The 14,849-nt window shown below is 46.0% G+C and carries 19 protein-coding genes; 1 reads left to right on the forward strand and 18 read right to left on the reverse strand.

From position 1 onward, the window contains the following. Nucleotides 1–9: 9 nt before the first annotated feature. The 15 genes from folD to spoIIIAA form a co-directional block, all read right to left on the reverse strand. Nucleotides 10–867: a bifunctional methylenetetrahydrofolate dehydrogenase/methenyltetrahydrofolate cyclohydrolase FolD gene (gene folD, locus BK126_RS13225; RefSeq protein WP_076313089.1), complete on the reverse strand. Its 858-nt coding sequence runs from the start codon at nt 865–867 to the stop codon at nt 10–12. 66 nt (nt 868–933) lie between these two features. Beyond that, nucleotides 934–1,386, reverse strand: coding sequence for a transcription antitermination factor NusB (gene nusB, locus BK126_RS13230; RefSeq protein WP_076313090.1), 453 nt, complete (start codon nt 1,384–1,386; stop codon nt 934–936). Between the two features lie 146 nt (nt 1,387–1,532). Continuing rightward, on the reverse strand, nt 1,533–1,766 hold the full coding sequence (locus BK126_RS13235; protein WP_047911053.1) for a DUF2273 domain-containing protein: 234 nt from the start codon (nt 1,764–1,766) through the stop codon (nt 1,533–1,535). A 13-nt stretch (nt 1,767–1,779) separates the two neighbouring features. Next, nucleotides 1,780–2,322, reverse strand: a complete 543-nt coding sequence (amaP, locus tag BK126_RS13240) for an alkaline shock response membrane anchor protein AmaP (RefSeq protein WP_047911052.1) — start codon at nt 2,320–2,322, stop codon at nt 1,780–1,782. Nucleotides 2,323–2,418: 96 nt separating this feature from the next. After that, entirely contained in the window at nt 2,419–2,832 is a 414-nt protein-coding gene (locus BK126_RS13245) for an Asp23/Gls24 family envelope stress response protein (protein ID WP_047911245.1), read from the reverse strand. 113 nt (nt 2,833–2,945) lie between these two features. Next, the gene (accC, locus tag BK126_RS13250) at nt 2,946–4,289 is read right to left on the reverse strand and encodes an acetyl-CoA carboxylase biotin carboxylase subunit (protein WP_047911051.1); all 1,344 of its coding nucleotides are present in this window, start codon (nt 4,287–4,289) and stop codon (nt 2,946–2,948) included. A 72-nt stretch (nt 4,290–4,361) separates the two neighbouring features. Further along, nucleotides 4,362–4,844 (reverse strand): acetyl-CoA carboxylase biotin carboxyl carrier protein, encoded by a 483-nt coding sequence (accB, locus tag BK126_RS13255; protein WP_076313091.1) that lies wholly within the window; start codon nt 4,842–4,844, stop codon nt 4,362–4,364. A 140-nt stretch (nt 4,845–4,984) separates the two neighbouring features. After that, the gene (locus BK126_RS13260) at nt 4,985–5,731 is read right to left on the reverse strand and encodes a SpoIIIAH-like family protein (protein WP_076313092.1); all 747 of its coding nucleotides are present in this window, start codon (nt 5,729–5,731) and stop codon (nt 4,985–4,987) included. Between the two features lie 55 nt (nt 5,732–5,786). Next, a complete protein-coding gene (spoIIIAG, locus tag BK126_RS13265; RefSeq protein WP_076313093.1) occupies nt 5,787–6,428 on the reverse strand; it encodes a stage III sporulation protein AG in 642 nt (213 codons plus the stop codon). Between the two features lie 32 nt (nt 6,429–6,460). Next, nucleotides 6,461–7,201, reverse strand: a complete 741-nt coding sequence (gene spoIIIAF, locus BK126_RS13270; RefSeq protein WP_076313094.1) for a stage III sporulation protein AF — start codon at nt 7,199–7,201, stop codon at nt 6,461–6,463. A gap of 4 nt (nt 7,202–7,205) precedes the next feature. Beyond that, nucleotides 7,206–8,327 (reverse strand): stage III sporulation protein AE, encoded by a 1,122-nt coding sequence (gene spoIIIAE / locus BK126_RS13275; RefSeq protein ID WP_238546327.1) that lies wholly within the window; start codon nt 8,325–8,327, stop codon nt 7,206–7,208. Between the two features lie 94 nt (nt 8,328–8,421). Next, nucleotides 8,422–8,811: a stage III sporulation protein AD gene (gene spoIIIAD / locus BK126_RS13280; RefSeq protein ID WP_047911046.1), complete on the reverse strand. Its 390-nt coding sequence runs from the start codon at nt 8,809–8,811 to the stop codon at nt 8,422–8,424. Between the two features lie 34 nt (nt 8,812–8,845). Then, nucleotides 8,846–9,049 carry a stage III sporulation protein AC gene (gene spoIIIAC / locus BK126_RS13285; protein WP_047911045.1) on the reverse strand — a complete coding sequence of 68 codons (204 nt, stop codon included), beginning with the start codon at nt 9,047–9,049 and terminating at the stop codon, nt 8,846–8,848. 17 nt (nt 9,050–9,066) lie between these two features. Next, nucleotides 9,067–9,585: a stage III sporulation protein SpoIIIAB gene (spoIIIAB, locus tag BK126_RS13290; protein WP_047911044.1), complete on the reverse strand. Its 519-nt coding sequence runs from the start codon at nt 9,583–9,585 to the stop codon at nt 9,067–9,069. Beyond that, nucleotides 9,578–10,564: a stage III sporulation protein AA gene (gene spoIIIAA / locus BK126_RS13295; RefSeq protein ID WP_076313095.1), complete on the reverse strand. Its 987-nt coding sequence runs from the start codon at nt 10,562–10,564 to the stop codon at nt 9,578–9,580. The genes spoIIIAB and spoIIIAA overlap by 8 nt, the downstream gene beginning before the upstream one ends. 278 nt (nt 10,565–10,842) lie before the next feature. On the opposite strand from spoIIIAA, the gene BK126_RS13300 reads away from it, so the two are divergent. Next, entirely contained in the window at nt 10,843–11,580 is a 738-nt protein-coding gene (locus tag BK126_RS13300) for a 2-phosphosulfolactate phosphatase (RefSeq protein ID WP_076313096.1), read from the forward strand. 87 nt (nt 11,581–11,667) lie between these two features. Here BK126_RS13300 and BK126_RS13305 read toward each other — a convergent pair whose 3' ends face one another. The 3 genes from BK126_RS13305 to BK126_RS13315 all read right to left on the reverse strand — a co-directional run bounded on the left by BK126_RS13305 (nt 11,668) and on the right by BK126_RS13315 (nt 14,843). Then, nucleotides 11,668–12,921, reverse strand: a complete 1,254-nt coding sequence (locus BK126_RS13305) for an aspartate kinase (protein ID WP_047911041.1) — start codon at nt 12,919–12,921, stop codon at nt 11,668–11,670. Nucleotides 12,922–13,191: 270 nt separating this feature from the next. Next, nucleotides 13,192–13,749 carry an elongation factor P gene (gene efp, locus BK126_RS13310; RefSeq protein WP_047911040.1) on the reverse strand — a complete coding sequence of 186 codons (558 nt, stop codon included), beginning with the start codon at nt 13,747–13,749 and terminating at the stop codon, nt 13,192–13,194. A gap of 23 nt (nt 13,750–13,772) precedes the next feature. Next, complete coding sequence (locus BK126_RS13315) at nt 13,773–14,843, reverse strand: M24 family metallopeptidase (RefSeq protein WP_076313097.1); 1,071 nt, start codon at nt 14,841–14,843, stop codon at nt 13,773–13,775. Nucleotides 14,844–14,849 lie beyond the last annotated feature (6 nt).

Below are 14,849 nucleotides of genomic sequence, written 5' to 3' on the forward strand. Positions count from 1 at the left end.
CACTCCTTTTTAGACAAGACCATGAGCACGCTTAGCGGACAGCAGCGTATTCTGCATCAGCATCGTTATTGTCATAGGGCCAACTCCGCCTGGAACAGGGGTAATGGGTCCAGACACCTCACTAGCACTCGCAAAATCCACATCGCCTGCAAGCTTTCCGTTCTCAAGCCGATTCATTCCTACATCTATAACAACGGCACCTTCCTTGATGTAGCTTGCATCGATGAAATTAGCCCGTCCAATAGCGACAACAAGAATATCAGCCTGACGTGCAATTTCTTTCATATTTGAGGTACGAGAATGACACATCGACACCGTAGCGTTCTCACGCTGAAGGAGTAGTGATACCGGTTTGCCGACAATGTTACTGCGTCCGATCACAACAGCGTGCTTGCCTGCAATCTCAATTCCTGTACGTTTGATCATCTCAATAACGCCCGCAGGTGTACATGGCAGAAGACTATCGTCCCCAATTACCAGATTACCCACATTGACAGGATGGAACCCATCCACATCTTTTTCAACCGCTATGGCGTTGATCACTTTCTTTTCATCAATATGACCCGGAAGAGGCAATTGAACCAGAATACCGTTAATGCTCATTTGACGATTCAGTTTGTCAACAAGAGCAAGAAGATCCTCTTCACTTGTATCACTTGGAAGACGGTGAACCTCTGAATAGAAGCCCAAATCATGGCATGCTTTTTCCTTATTGCGAACATACACTTGTGATGCAGGATCTTCGCCGACCAGGACCACGGCCAGACCTGGCACAATATTTTTTGCCTTCAGCTGCTGAACTTCTTCTGTAATCGAATTTCGAATATCTTCTGAAATTTGCTTTCCGCTAATAATTGTTGCCGTCATGTCTCTTCTCTCCCTTGGATCCAAACTATATAAACAATCGTTATGCATTAGAATCATCGTACACTATTATTTAACACGAGCCTTCAGAGCTTCAACATCCTGAATCATTTTTCCTAATACCCCATTTACAAATTTCCCAGACTCATCTGTTCCAAAATGTTTAGAGAGCTCAATCCCTTCATTTACCGCTACCTTGGCAGGGACGTCCTCACGATACAACATCTCGTAAGCAGCCAGTCTCAGAATTTGGCGGTCTACGCGGGACAAACGGCTGACCTGCCAGCCCTTCAGATAATCAGCCAGCAGACTGTCGAGTGCTTCTTTGTTCTCCCAGATGCCGCGTACATGCTCTAGCACATAGGCATGCATTACCGCCTCATTCTTGATAACCACTTCACCTTCATTTTCTTCTGCAGCTTCCTCAAACAGCATATCCACTGCAGCTTTCGCCTCGACCTCATTCATTTCCATCTGATACAGACTTTGAACCACGATTTCCCTTGCCAAACGTCTTTTCATTTCCTGCCTCCTGCTTTCATATCTAATCTATCCGTGATTTACAATGTATTCTTCACACAAAAAAACCTGTGCTTATGCTATTCTTCCCAAAAACGGGCATGAAGACTGCAGCTCTTTTTTGGAGTAAGAAAAGCATATCACAGGGTTCATTTGAACGGACGCCAAACATTAAGCAGATAGTCTAGCCAGCTCCGCCATGGAATGACGTTGCTAAACTTCTGATCGCTTCTTCTGCCAAGCGTATATCCGATAAACACCACGAGTGCAAAGAACAACATATCCCAAAAACCAACCATCAAATAAATAATACCTAAAAAAATCCCACCGGCAATGCCTAAAATCCGGCCTTTATAACTGTCCCAGATTTCCTTCCACGGCATCCATCAACCACCTCTATTCCACTCGGCTCTTATAGTTCGGTGATTGCACAAGATTGGCGATGTATACCGATACGACTGCTACCGGAATCCCAGTAATGTCTTGTACATGATCATGTACTGCCTTTTGAAGCTCGCTTGTCAGCTCCGGAATGGAACTTTCACCGTCAACTACAGCACGGATTGTAATTTCAAGACCAGACTGGGCGACCTGGATACGCGATTTCACCTCACGCACGCCACGGAATTTGGATGAAGCTTTCAGACACAGATTTTCAATCGTCTCCATGGATATTTGAATATCCCCATATTCCGTCTTCTGATCAACCGAAGGATAAGTGTTATGGTCCCTACGTACAGAAATATAGAAGAATCGGATACTAAGCAGAAACAAGATGATCGCCACAGTCAGAATGACTGCCATGAGCATCTGTTCATTCTGAATATACATATCCAAATCAGGCACAAGTCCGCTAAACAGGAGGATGATAATTACAGATACTACACCAACAACTAAACTGTATAAAAATAACAGAAGCCTGTCCAGTATTTTAGCCACGAACGTATTCAACCTCCCAACATCAACAACTAGTATAAAAAAGATGGACTAAACCCCTGGCGCATGACGCCGGGGGTTTATAAGTTTCAGATCATTTTATTTCACGCGCTGAGGGCTGATCTCAGGTTGATCGTCAAGCTTCTCTTGATTCTTGAATTGAACATCGTGAATCTGAACGTTTACTTCGACGACCGTAAGTCCTGTCATATTCTCAATCGAGCGCTTAACATTCTGCTGAATTGCGGAAGCGACTTCCGGAATACGATGTCCATATTCAATAATTACAGAAACATCAACAGCAGCCTCGCGCTGGCCTACTTCAACTTTGACGCCTTTTGAGAGGTTCTTACGTCCTAGCAATTCAGCAAATCCACCTGCAAAACCACCGCTCATGCCAGCCACGCCGCCAACCTCAAGGGTTGCAAGTCCAGCAATGACTTCAATGACTTCCGGCGCAATTTGGATCTCGCCAATGTCCGTTCTCTCAAATTCAGTCGGCACTGTGCTCATCTCATTTAACACACCTTTCAATAGTAAGTTTCCTCGTCCACAAGAAAGACATGCGTACTTATTATTCATACTATAGCATTCGAGGGACTTTATGACAAACAAGCTTGCCAAATTTAAATTTCATTTTCCTCTAAGAATTTGATATCAAAGTCACCTTTGGAGAAGGCCGGATGATCAAGCAGTCTTTGATGGAAAGGAATCGTCGTAGGGATGCCCTCTACAGCAAATTCGGACAAGGCGCGCTTCATCTTCGCGATCGCTTCATCACGAGTCGGTGCCCACACGATCAGCTTGGCAATCATGGAATCATAGAAAGGCGGAATGCTGTAGCCTTGATATGCTGCGCTGTCTACCCGTACACCAGGTCCACCCGGTGCAAGATAGAAATCAATCTTACCCGGTGCAGGCATGAAGTTACGGCTCGGATCCTCTGCATTGACTCTGCATTCAATGGACCACCCGTCAATGACGACATCCTCCTGTGCAAAGGAGAGCGGGCTTCCTTCAATGACTGAAATCATTTCCTTAATCAGGTCAATCCCTGTGACCATCTCGGTGACCGGATGCTCAACCTGAATACGTGTATTCATCTCCATGAAGTAGAACTCACCGTTCGGGCTGAGGAGAAATTCCAGTGTACCCGCTCCACAGTAATCGACAGCAAGTGCTGCACGTACGGCGGCATCACCCATCTTCGTACGTGTTTCCGGGTCCAATACGGGACAAGGCGCTTCTTCAATAAGCTTCTGTCTTCGGCGCTGGATTGAGCAATCTCTCTCCCCTAAATGAACCGCATGTCCATGCTTGTCAGCAATGATCTGAATCTCAACATGCTTCATTCCCGTCAAAAACTTCTCCAGATAGACACCAGCGTTGCCAAAAGCCTTCTGGGCTTCCTGCTGTGCTGCCACGATCTGCTTCACAAGATCTTCCTCGTCTTCAGCAATCCGGATTCCTTTACCTCCGCCGCCTGCAGTCGCCTTAATAATTACAGGATAACCGATATCTCTTGCGATCATAACTGCTTCTTCGACACTCTCCACGAGACCGTCAGAGCCCGGAATAACAGGAACACCTGCATCCTTCATCGTTTGTTTGGCTACCGCTTTGTCCCCCATCTTCGTGATGGCATCAGCGGAAGGGCCGATAAAGGCAACATTGCAGGATTCACAAATCTCCGCAAAATCTGCATTCTCAGCCAAAAAACCGTAGCCAGGGTGAATTGCGTCACATTCAGTTAATGTGGCTACGCTCATAATATTAGTTATGTTAAGGTAGCTGTCCTTGGATAAAGTCGGTCCGATGCAATAAGCTTCATCTGCAAGTCTGACATGGAGTGCGTCACGATCCGGTTCTGAGTAAACAGCTACCGTTGCAATACCCATTTCCCTGCAAGCTCTAATAATCCGAACGGCGATTTCTCCGCGGTTTGCTACCAATATTTTTTGAAATTTCATGATTACCATATCCTCCTTTGGAGCATTGACCTATTAAAAGCTGCTATCTATAGTCATTTCACCAACAGGAGCTTACTCCGGTTTGACCAAGAACAAAGGCTGACCATACTCAACGAGCTGTCCATTCTGTACAAGAATTTCTACAATCTCGCCTTTCACGTCAGCTTCAATTTCATTCATCAGCTTCATCGCTTCCACAATACAAACGGTTGTTTTCTCTGTTACTTTGCTGCCAACATTAACATAAACGCCCGCCTCAGGCGAAGGTGCAGAGTAGAACGTACCGACCATCGGAGACACAATTTTATGTAAATTGCTGTTTGCAGTCGCTTGTTCCTGTACAGGCGCAGCAGCCGGTGCTTCAATTGCTTGTGGTACAGTCTGAACCTGGTTTGCTACTGGATAAGCACTGACCGCAGCCGCTGCTTGGACAATTTCAGTCTTGCCTGGTTTACGAATGGTCAGTCTGGACCCTTCATTCTCAATTTCAAGCTCCTGTACGGAAGACTCGTCAATAACCTTAATTAATTCTTTGATTTCATTTAATTTAAACATTTGTTATTTTCACTCCTTCGGCATACTGCCATATTCACTCGGACAGTCATAACTTTATGTATTATATCACAAACACTAAAAATGGAAAGAGCCCAAGAATTAAGGGATTCTGGGCGCTTCCCAACTTGCTTGCAGCTTATTTATTCTTTGACATATTGAACCCGGACTTTGTCCTGCGTTACATCCAGCTCGCTGATGACCAGATCAACAATGTTTACAGCGTCGATCGCCTCCAGCTTCTCGCTGATCACAACCACTTTGTACTCATCCTCTTCCTCTTGAACAATAGCGTTTGCATACTGCTGGGAGAGCTGTTCCTCGATACCTAGTATTTTCTCATTTTTTTCCTCTAATATACGCAATTGTTCCAAGGCCTTTGCATTTTCTTCCGGTGTTTTTGTCGCATCGGATGCTGCAGCCATCAGTTCATTTGAAAGCTTGCTATTCTCTGAAGATCGTTCCCATTGATAATTCTCGAAGACCGTGATTGCCGAATTAGGGTCATCCTGAGTCTCCAGCTGGTTCAGTACATCTTCATCTGTCTTTGCTTCTTCCGTTGCTGCCTCTGTCTCCGTACCTGTTCCTTCAGTACTTGGTGCTGCCGCCTCCGTTTCTTCCCCGGTTGCTGCTGGTTCTTCCGAAGTGTTAACCGGTGCTCCTGTTTCGTCCGTTTGCTCACCTGTTGCTGGTTCCTCAGTTACAACTTCGTTCAAGACAAGTCCTTCCAGTGTGTTTTGAGCAGAAGCTTCTTCAGCATTACTGATCTGTCCAGACTCTGCAGTCTGATTGGACGATCCTGAATCATCCGTGAATAGATAATAAGCGGATAGAACAACCATCAGACTCAGCATCGATACGAGCCATATCGTTTGTCTTTTGTTTTTCATTTTTGAATTCCTCCCACATTGGATCAAGATTAAGATTAGGCACTAATTCAGTGCATTATTGCTGTTTTCTGGGTACGACTGAAATTCTGTACGACGGAACGTTCAGACCTTTCTCCACCGCTTCAACGATAAGGTCCTTAACCACTTTGTTCTCTGCTCCCTTGGCAACAACGAGTACCCCTCGGACCTGAGGCTTGATCTTCTTCGTAATGATCGGCACCTCATCGCCGGATTCATTGTAAGTAACAATCTCACCGCTGCGTGTATATTGGGTAATGTTTCGCTCACCGCCGTTCGCGTCGGTCTCCTCCGTGTTTTGCTGGGAATCCTGCATGTTACGCTGAACGATGATCTCTTCGGTAGAGTCAATAGTCACCATAATATCCACCGTTCCAACACCAACGATTTGCTCAAGAATTCCTTTCATTTTATCCTCAAACGATCTTTCGATCGTATCAAAAGGGGTGGCCTCATTAACGGAAGACTCAAAGGCTGACTGTACACTGGTCTCCTGCGGCGGTTCTCGCCCAACGTTCTCTGGTTCAATCTCTTTGACATTAACAAAGGAGCTAAGGATCACGATGGCAACCCCAATCAGCCCGACAATGATTAACCAGCGGAACGTTTGTCCTCGCTTAGCAGCTCCATCCTCGCCTGATCCAAGCCATTTATTTAACTGATCTCTTAATTTCCCCATGTTATATTCACCTCGCTTATATCATTCTGAGTTCAAAAATGGTTATCTGTAGAAGGAATAAGAATCCGAACCCGCTCAGGATTCACTTCCCATTCCTGTTTAAGCAGCTCTTCAATCAGACTGATCTCTGTCATTGTCATGGCTGAAACGGCTTCGTCATCTGTGGTGGTTCCTTGGTCATCCTCCGCATTCATCGTCTCAGATGCATCCACTTGAATATCACTTGGTTCCACCGGCTGAATATAGATCGGTCCAAGCTCATCATCCGTCTCTTCAGGAGGACGCTGCTCTTCCTGTTGCGCTGAATAGGTGTCAGCAATAGCGACCTCCACACTTGTAATCCCGGTCTCCCCTGATTTCTTTCCCGACCTCTCAAGAGCTCCGAGCTGCACAGTAACCGACTTTACGGGCAGCTGTGATTCCTGCTCAATCTGTGCCTTCATCTGATCCGCAACCTCATTGGCTGCCCAGTCCATGGCACTCATTTCATGCTGCTGTGTGAGCTCTCTGCTTTTGTCCATAATTTCAGATAGTGTCATGTCCTGCTCCTCTGTAGAGCCTCCGCCCCAATCCGTTAAGGCGGCACTTAATCTTTCATTCGAATCCTGGTTAATTAAATTGATGATCGGTGAAATCAGAGTAAGCAGAATAAGCAGACTCAGCACTAATTTGACATATCGTTCCATGGATTTGTTCGGTAGAAGCATATCCACGAATGTGGCGAGAAGCACCACCAGTATTAATTCCCTGAGCCAGCCGCTGAGCCATTCCATCCTCTCACCTCAACATCACCGTCATATTTCCTGCAGTCAGCATAATCGTGATGGCTAGAAAGAACATGAGACTCACTGCCGCAAGGGCAGCGAATACATAGATTAAGCTTTTTCCTATCGCTTGGAGGCATCCAACAATAGGTGTATTGCCAAGTGGCTGCATGATCGCTGCTGCGACGTTATAGATCAGTGCCAGTGTCAGTATCTTCAATGCAGGAAATGCGCAGATGAACAAGATGATGATCACTCCCGCGAGTCCAATCGAGTTCTTCACGAGCAGCGAAGCGGAAATGACCGTATCTGTTGCATCGGCGAGCACCTTCCCCACAACAGGAACGAAATTACCGGATACATATTTAGCAGCTCTGATGGTCACGCCATCTGCTACGGAGCTGGTAGCCCCCTGCACGGATATGACACCGAGGAAGATCGTCAGGACCACACCGAGCAGCCCCACGCCGATTATTCGCAGCAGATTCGCAAGCTGAGTAAGCTTAAATTTGTCAGTTAATGAGCTGACCAGGTGCAATACTGCCGAGAAGAACAGCAGCGGAAATACAATCTTATAGATCACCATACTGATGGTGTGAATCATAAACACGATCAGTGGATGCGTCACCGATACGGTAATGATATTTCCCATGGATGCGAGAAGCGCAAACAGCAGCGGAATCATCGCAAGCATGAAGTCAATCATCTGGTCGATGGCACCCTTTGCATAGCCGATAGCGACGTTGAAGCTGTTGATCGAAATGACGACGATAACCATGTAACAGATGGAATAGGCGACCTTGCTGATCGTGCTCTTCTCAAAAGCCGTCTGGAGCGTTTCTAGAATCATGCTCATAATGTTCAGCATAATGATGGTGACCAGCAGCTTTCCGTTAAACAGGATCTCATGGAGCAGGAATCTGCCGATCGCGCTGAATATATTTTTCAGGCTGAGTCCTTCTCCTCCAGGAAGGAGCATGTCCATGAAGGAGGGCAGCTGTCCTTCAGGAAAAAAACCGCCATAATCATTAATGAGTGACTGCCAATATTTCTCTACCTGCTCTGTGGGCAGCTGCTCCAGTTGTTCTCCTGCCCAGTCTGTAACGGGCGAGCTGGCGAATACATTCGTACCCAAGGCGAAGAAAAAACAGATGACAAATACGATAACGATTCGTTTATCCTGACAGTGATAGCTCTTATTTATCACATCCTTTATCCTCCGCCTCCACTCATACCGGCAGCAGCTTCAGTACCGTTTCGATAATAATGCTGATGATCGGTACGGCCAGTACCAGAATCAACACTTTGCCGGCAAGCTCGATTTTTGAAGCAATACTTTCTTGACCTGCATCTCTTACAATTTGTGCTCCAAACTCTGCGATATAAGCAATGCCAATGATCTTGAGAATGGTCTTAAGATGTACTTCATCCATTCCTGAGGACTCTGCCATTCGTTCCAGAACGCCAATAACACTGCCAATCTTGCCAATGACGAACAGAAAGATGAGAATCCCGGCTGTGGTTGCAATTAGAAACGCAAACATGGGCTTTTGCTCTTTCACAATCAAGATCAGGATGGTTGCGATTAGTCCAAGTCCTACGATTTGTATAATTTCCATGTTATGATCACCTTTTGTTCACCTTAAGCCTGCTTTAATGGAACAAGAATATAGACTTGATCTCCTGAAGCAAATTGTCGAGCATGCGAACGACCATGAAGAGCACAACAACAAATCCGATTACGGTAACCCAGTGTGCCATATCTTCTTTGCCCATTTGCTTGAGCACCGTATGGATCATCGCTATGATAATTCCGATGCCTGCGATCTGAAATATTGCATTTACTTCTAAATTCATTTGAGAATGGCACCTCGCTATAGGATCAGGATGACGATCAGCGCCCCGACCAGAAGTCCAAGACTGCGGCTCATCTTCTCATACTTTATTTGATCGTTCCGGGCCGAAGCTTCCTCATGATTCAGCTGCTGAATGGCAAGGGTGATATGCTTGTTCTGCTCTTCCCGGTCACTCGTTCCCAGGCTGAAGCTGAGCTGGCGAATCGCTTCTTTTTCCGGCTGCTTCATCGCCGTTTGGCTCCAATAGCGATTTATCGCATGCTGGAAGCTCTCTTGGGCCGACAGGCCTTGTGAGGAATTCATATGGTCCGCAGCCGAGATAAACAAACGCCCAAGCGGTTCACTTGCCTGTTTACCAATTTGACTCAAGGCTTCGGCAAGAGGTCTGTAGCTGTAATTGATCTCTGTCAAAAGTCGCTGCAGCATCAATGTAAGCTCCCTGATCTGCTTCGGTCGTGAGGCAAATTGATTCGCCTGATAAAAACCAGCAAGCGTCCCTGACAATAAAATAAGGACGGAACCAATCAGCTTAAGCATAAGTGCCTCCTGTGGTCATTCCTTGCTGATGCATGCCTTGAGGATGCAGACTCTTGTGCCTCATATCGGAGATTTTGTACTGAAACCTTTTTCCTGTGCGATCCAGAATAACGATTAATTGAAAATAATCTTCACTCATCAGCTGATGCAGCGCGGGTCTGCGTTTAAGCTCGGCTATATCTCTGCCATGGGCTGAAGCGATGACGGATATCCCTGCACCCAGCGCTTCCTTAATCGCCTCTGCGTCTTCCTCCCGTCCGATCTCATCTACAATAAGTACTTCCGGTGACATGGAGCGAATCAGCATCATCATTCCTTCGGCCTTCGGACAAGCATCCATGACATCGGTTCTTGGACCCACATCAAATGTCGGGACCCCTTTATAGCTGCCTGCTATCTCCGAGCGCTCATCCACAATGCCGACCTTAAAGCTCTTTCGTTCATTGCTGCCCATACTGATCTGCCTTGACATATCCCGGAGAAGCGTTGTCTTCCCCTGCTGCGGAGGAGATAGGATGAGGGTATGCTTGATTCGTGAGGTCTGTGGGTCCAGAAGGTGTGGCATCAGCCTGTCCGCTGCTCCTCTGACTTCTTTTGCAATTCGAATGTTGTACCCGCTAATATCCCTCAGGTGCTCAACCTTTCCGCCCTTTAGAACGGTTCTGCCAGCTAGTCCAATCCGGTGTCCGCCTGGAACTGTAATGAAGCCTTTTCTCAATTCTTCTTCCAATGTATAAAGGGAATGATTGCTGATTAGATCCAGGAAACGATAGGTGTCATCTCTTGAAGGCTTGTACGCTTCACTTGGCTTCTTAGACGGGCTACCTTGTTTTGTAACGAAATAATGTTCGCCATGGGTATTGATCTCCATCGGTCTGCCTTCCCGAATTCTTATTTCTTCAAGCGTTTCTAGCAGCTGCAGGGGAATATATTCCAATATTGTTTTTAATGGAGTCGGGAACAGGTCCAGCCATTTCATATAAGCACCCCCTTAACTCGTGCACTTTTTCTGAGAGCTACTTCCGGGTCGTTTTTGTTGGTCTTAACCCATATGTATGCCTGTACCTGTTTTTTATGACGGGAATCTATCAATTTTTTCATTAATTAAGAGGAAATATAGCAATCGTCTATATCACCTCTATTAAGAGAATTTCTACTCACTATAGGCACCTGCCCTGTTCATTGTGCATATGGTAAGCTAACAGACTCCCATTTCATTGATTGAGGTGGAAGAAGCAAGTTAGGGAGGTGATTTTTTTGCGTATAGATGTCGTTGCGAGTGTCAGTGAGGTAAGATCTGAAGATCTGGTACACCGAAGTGCTGTCGTTATTGATGTATTTCGAACATCCAGCACCATTGTTACGGCGCTTGCCCACGGGGCAGCCTGTGTCATTCCGGTTGAAACCGTACCGCAGGCCAAACAGCTTCAATATGAGGATATGATTCTTGGAGGAGAACGATTCTGCAAAAAAATAACGGGCTTTGATGCGGGTAACTCACCTTTGGAATATACGAAAGAACTGATTCACGGAAAAAATGTGATCTTAACGACCACAAGTGGAACAAGAGCGCTCATAAAGGCTTCTAAGGCCTTAACCGTCTTCTCTGCATCCTTTCTCAATGCGAGGGCATGCGCGGAGATCCTGGTTCATCTTGATCGAGATGTTGTTCTCTTATGTGCGGGAAGTCAGGATCGATTTGCCCTTGAGGATGGATTATGTGCCGGAATGCTTATCGATGATCTAAAACATATGACCCAGCAGCAGGTGCGTTCCAATGATCTCGGTATAACCGTTCATCAGGCGTACCTTCACAACAAGGATCAGCTGAAGAAAATAGTGTATGAAGGAAACGAGGCCAAACGTCTTATCAAGCAAGGCCACGCCCTGGATGTGGACTACTGTTTAGAGATGAATAGCAGCTCCATTGTGCCTGTACTAGAGAGTAACCAGGTGATCCGGCCTTGGACAACAAAAAAAGATCTGCACAATTAATGTGCAGATCTCCAAGCCGTCGATAAGTTCTCGGCAGCTATGAGTATAACTTGTAACTAGTAAAATACTTGTGATAAACACACTTCGTTATCTGCGGTCCTGCGGACCACCGACAAAAGCTTTGACATCTGTGTCCAGGTTATAAGCTGTATGCAGCGCTTGAATAACTTCATTCAGCTTGTTGCCTTCGATGACACAAGAGACTTTAATCTCAGAGGTGCTCACCATCTTAATGTTGACCCCTTGTTTAGAAATAACATCAAACATTTGAGCGGCTACGCCAGGATGGCTGACCATTCCTGCACCCACGATAGATACTTTAACCAGGTTCTCTTCAAAAGTAACTTCACGATAAGGAAGCACCTGCTTCATGCTATTGATAACCTCAATTGCACGCTCGCGATCATCCAAGGCTACAGTGAAGGAGAAGTCCGCTTTACCGTCACTAATACCGCTCTGTACGATGATATCTACGTCTAGCTGTGCTTGAGCCAGTGCACCGAACATACCGGCCAGCACTCCTGGAATATCCTCTACTCCCAGAATACTAATTCGTGCTACGTTTTTATCATAAGCGATGCCGCTTACCACTACTCCCTGTTCCAATGCCGCTTCCTCCTTCACAACCGTTCCTTCATTATAGTTAAAGCTTGAACGTACAACCAAAGGCACCTTCGAATGCTTCGCATATTCTACTGCACGCGGATGCAGAACCGCGGTACCCAGGTGAGCCAATTCAAGCATTTCATCATACGAAATTTCTTTGAGCTTACGAGCTACTTTGACGATTCGGGGATCTGTCGAATATACACCGTCTACATCGGTGTAGATCTCGCAAGCATCCGCCTTGATTGCAGCAGCCAAAGCTACAGCTGTTGTATCCGAGCCGCCCCGGCCAAGTGTCGTAATTTCTCCATCCGCCGTAATACCCTGGAAACCTGCAACAATGACGATCTTGCCTTCATCAAGTGAACGCAGCACCTTCTCCGGGTTAATATCCGTAATTCTTGCTTTGCCATGTACCGGCTCTGTCACAAATCCTGCCTGCCAGCCTGTATATGAAACTGCTTCTCGGCCGAGCTGCTGAATAGCCATGGACAGCATCGCGATCGATATTTGCTCACCTGTCGTCATCAGCATATCGAGCTCCCGCGCCGGAAGCTTACTATTTAACAATTTCGCTTGGTCAATCAAATCGTCAGTTGTATCTCCCATTGCGGAAACGACAACTACACATTTATGCCCTTCATCCTGTTTCTCGGCAACACGTTTGGCTACCCGTTGCATCCGTTCTGTATCTCCAACAGAACTGCCTCCGAATTTCATTACGAACAAAGACAAACCGAACTCACTCCCTACAGTATGTAACGTAAGATTGTAAACCATGGTAAGCATAAGCTCACCTTGCTTCTAAACAGTATAATACGAATAGCGCTTTGTTGTAACCCTTTTTTACTGTAAATCAGTAAAGATGTTAATGTGAAAATATGGAACTCGCGATAAATGGATTCTCTTTCTCTTAATAAAACAATATCCTCTGCTGAATAATGCTTAAGCAGAGGATAGTACAGCATGATATTACATATTTATTATCTTACAAATGTCTATTTATTACGCGCGGGAGTTGTATTTACCTTCGCGAGTATCGATGATCAGAACATCGCCTTCGTTAATGAAAAGAGGAACCTGCACATTCAGACCCGTTTCCACTTTTGCATTTTTGGTAGCACCTGTTGCTGTATTGCCTTTGATTCCAGGCTCGGTTTCAACAACCTTCAGCTCTACAGAGTTAGGCAGGTTGATACCCAGGATCTCTCCTTGGTAGCTGATGATGTTCACGTTCATGTTCTCTTTGAGGAAGTTCAGTTCCCACTCGAGCTGATCGCTGGTCAATGTAAATTGATCGTAAGTTTCGTTATCCATGAAGGTATGCTCATCACCGCTTGCATAGAGGTAAGATACACCGCGGTTATCGATTTGAGCGCGTCCAATCGTTTCACCCGCGCGGAAGGTTCTCTCTACCGTGTTGCCGTTACGCAGGTTTTTAAGTTTAGAGCGAACAAATGCCGCACCTTTACCTGGTTTAACGTGTTGGAAATCAAGAACCGTAAAGATATCTCCGTCAACCTCTACTGTCAAGCCTGTTTTAAAATCGTTTACTGAAATCACTAAAAAACCCCTCCTAATAATAGTTACAGCTTCAAAAGTTCTTTGTTGGAATGCGTGAGCAGGCGAATCCCTGATTCTGTAATCACGACATCATCCTCAATTCGTACACCGCCGATTCCAGGCAGGTAAATGCCCGGTTCCACGGTAACGACCATACCAGGCTCAAGAATATCATCGCTCAGCTTGGACAGTCTGGGAGATTCATGAACCTCCATGCCCAGACCATGTCCGGTACTGTGGCCAAACTGGTCTCCATAGCCGTATTTCGTAATCACATCTCTTGCGAGAGCGTCTGCTTCTCTTCCTGTCATACCCGGCTTTATATGTTCCAAAGTATGTAATTGGGCTTCCAATACAATATCATAAATCTCCAGCAGCTTGTCTGCAGGATTGCCGATTGCAATGGTCCGCGTCAAATCTGAACAATATCCGTCAAACAGCGCTCCAAAATCAAACGTAACAAAGTCTGACGTTTCAATCACTTTGTTACTGGCAACCCCATGCGGCATTGCTGAACGTTCGCCAGAAGCTACGATCGTATCGAACGAAGATGATGCTGCACCATTTTTGCGCATGAAGAATTCCATTTCCAGATCTACTTCACGCTCTGTCATTCCCGGCTTAATCACATTCAGGATATGCGAAAAAGTTGAGTCAGCCAAGTCTGCAGCACGCTGCATGATGGCAATCTCGTTCTCATCCTTGTAAATCCGCAGCTTCTCCACCAGGCCGCTGACAGGCACGAGAGACACGGGCTTCAATTGCTCTGAATAGACCCCATACGTAGAGAAAGTGACGAGATCCTGCTCAAATCCAAGAGACTTGATACCCTCTTTATCCAGGAGCTCTTTAACCGTACTCATCGGCTTGGCTGCATGTTCCACTACCGTGTAACCTGCTGCCTGCTGAGAAGCTTGTGTCATGTAACGGAAATCCGTAAGCAAATAGGCTTGTTCAAGCGTAATCAATACATATCCGGCTGAACCCGTAAATCCGGTCATATATCGTCTATTAATAGGACTGGTGACCAAGAACGCTTCCAGCTGAGACTCCTGCATCGCTTTACGCAATTTCAACACTCGGTTGTTCCCCATGATTAT

The sequence above is a fragment of the Paenibacillus sp. FSL H7-0326 genome, from assembly GCF_001955535.1.
Classification (GTDB): Bacteria; Bacillota; Bacilli; order Paenibacillales; family Paenibacillaceae; genus Paenibacillus; species Paenibacillus shunpengii.

Coding starts and splice junctions, on each gene's coding strand:
- BK126_RS13245 (WP_047911245.1), bottom strand. CDS start 2,832: ATGAGCACAGTGCCGACTGAATTTGAGAGAACGGACATTGGCGAGATC.
- spoIIIAF (WP_076313094.1), bottom strand. CDS start 7,201: ATGGAATGGCTCAGCGGCTGGCTCAGGGAATTAATACTGGTGGTGCTT.
- BK126_RS13260 (WP_076313092.1), bottom strand. CDS start 5,731: ATGAAAAACAAAAGACAAACGATATGGCTCGTATCGATGCTGAGTCTG.
- spoIIIAG (WP_076313093.1), bottom strand. CDS start 6,428: ATGGGGAAATTAAGAGATCAGTTAAATAAATGGCTTGGATCAGGCGAG.
- BK126_RS13315 (WP_076313097.1), bottom strand. CDS start 14,843: ATGGGGAACAACCGAGTGTTGAAATTGCGTAAAGCGATGCAGGAGTCT.
- nusB (WP_076313090.1), bottom strand. CDS start 1,386: ATGAAAAGACGTTTGGCAAGGGAAATCGTGGTTCAAAGTCTGTATCAG.
- spoIIIAA (WP_076313095.1), bottom strand. CDS start 10,564: ATGAAATGGCTGGACCTGTTCCCGACTCCATTAAAAACAATATTGGAA.
- folD (WP_076313089.1), bottom strand. CDS start 867: ATGACGGCAACAATTATTAGCGGAAAGCAAATTTCAGAAGATATTCGA.
- accB (WP_076313091.1), bottom strand. CDS start 4,844: ATGTTTAAATTAAATGAAATCAAAGAATTAATTAAGGTTATTGACGAG.
- spoIIIAB (WP_047911044.1), bottom strand. CDS start 9,585: ATGCTTAAGCTGATTGGTTCCGTCCTTATTTTATTGTCAGGGACGCTT.
- spoIIIAC (WP_047911045.1), bottom strand. CDS start 9,049: ATGAATTTAGAAGTAAATGCAATATTTCAGATCGCAGGCATCGGAATT.
- accC (WP_047911051.1), bottom strand. CDS start 4,289: ATGAAATTTCAAAAAATATTGGTAGCAAACCGCGGAGAAATCGCCGTT.
- spoIIIAD (WP_047911046.1), bottom strand. CDS start 8,811: ATGGAAATTATACAAATCGTAGGACTTGGACTAATCGCAACCATCCTG.
- BK126_RS13235 (WP_047911053.1), bottom strand. CDS start 1,766: ATGCCGTGGAAGGAAATCTGGGACAGTTATAAAGGCCGGATTTTAGGC.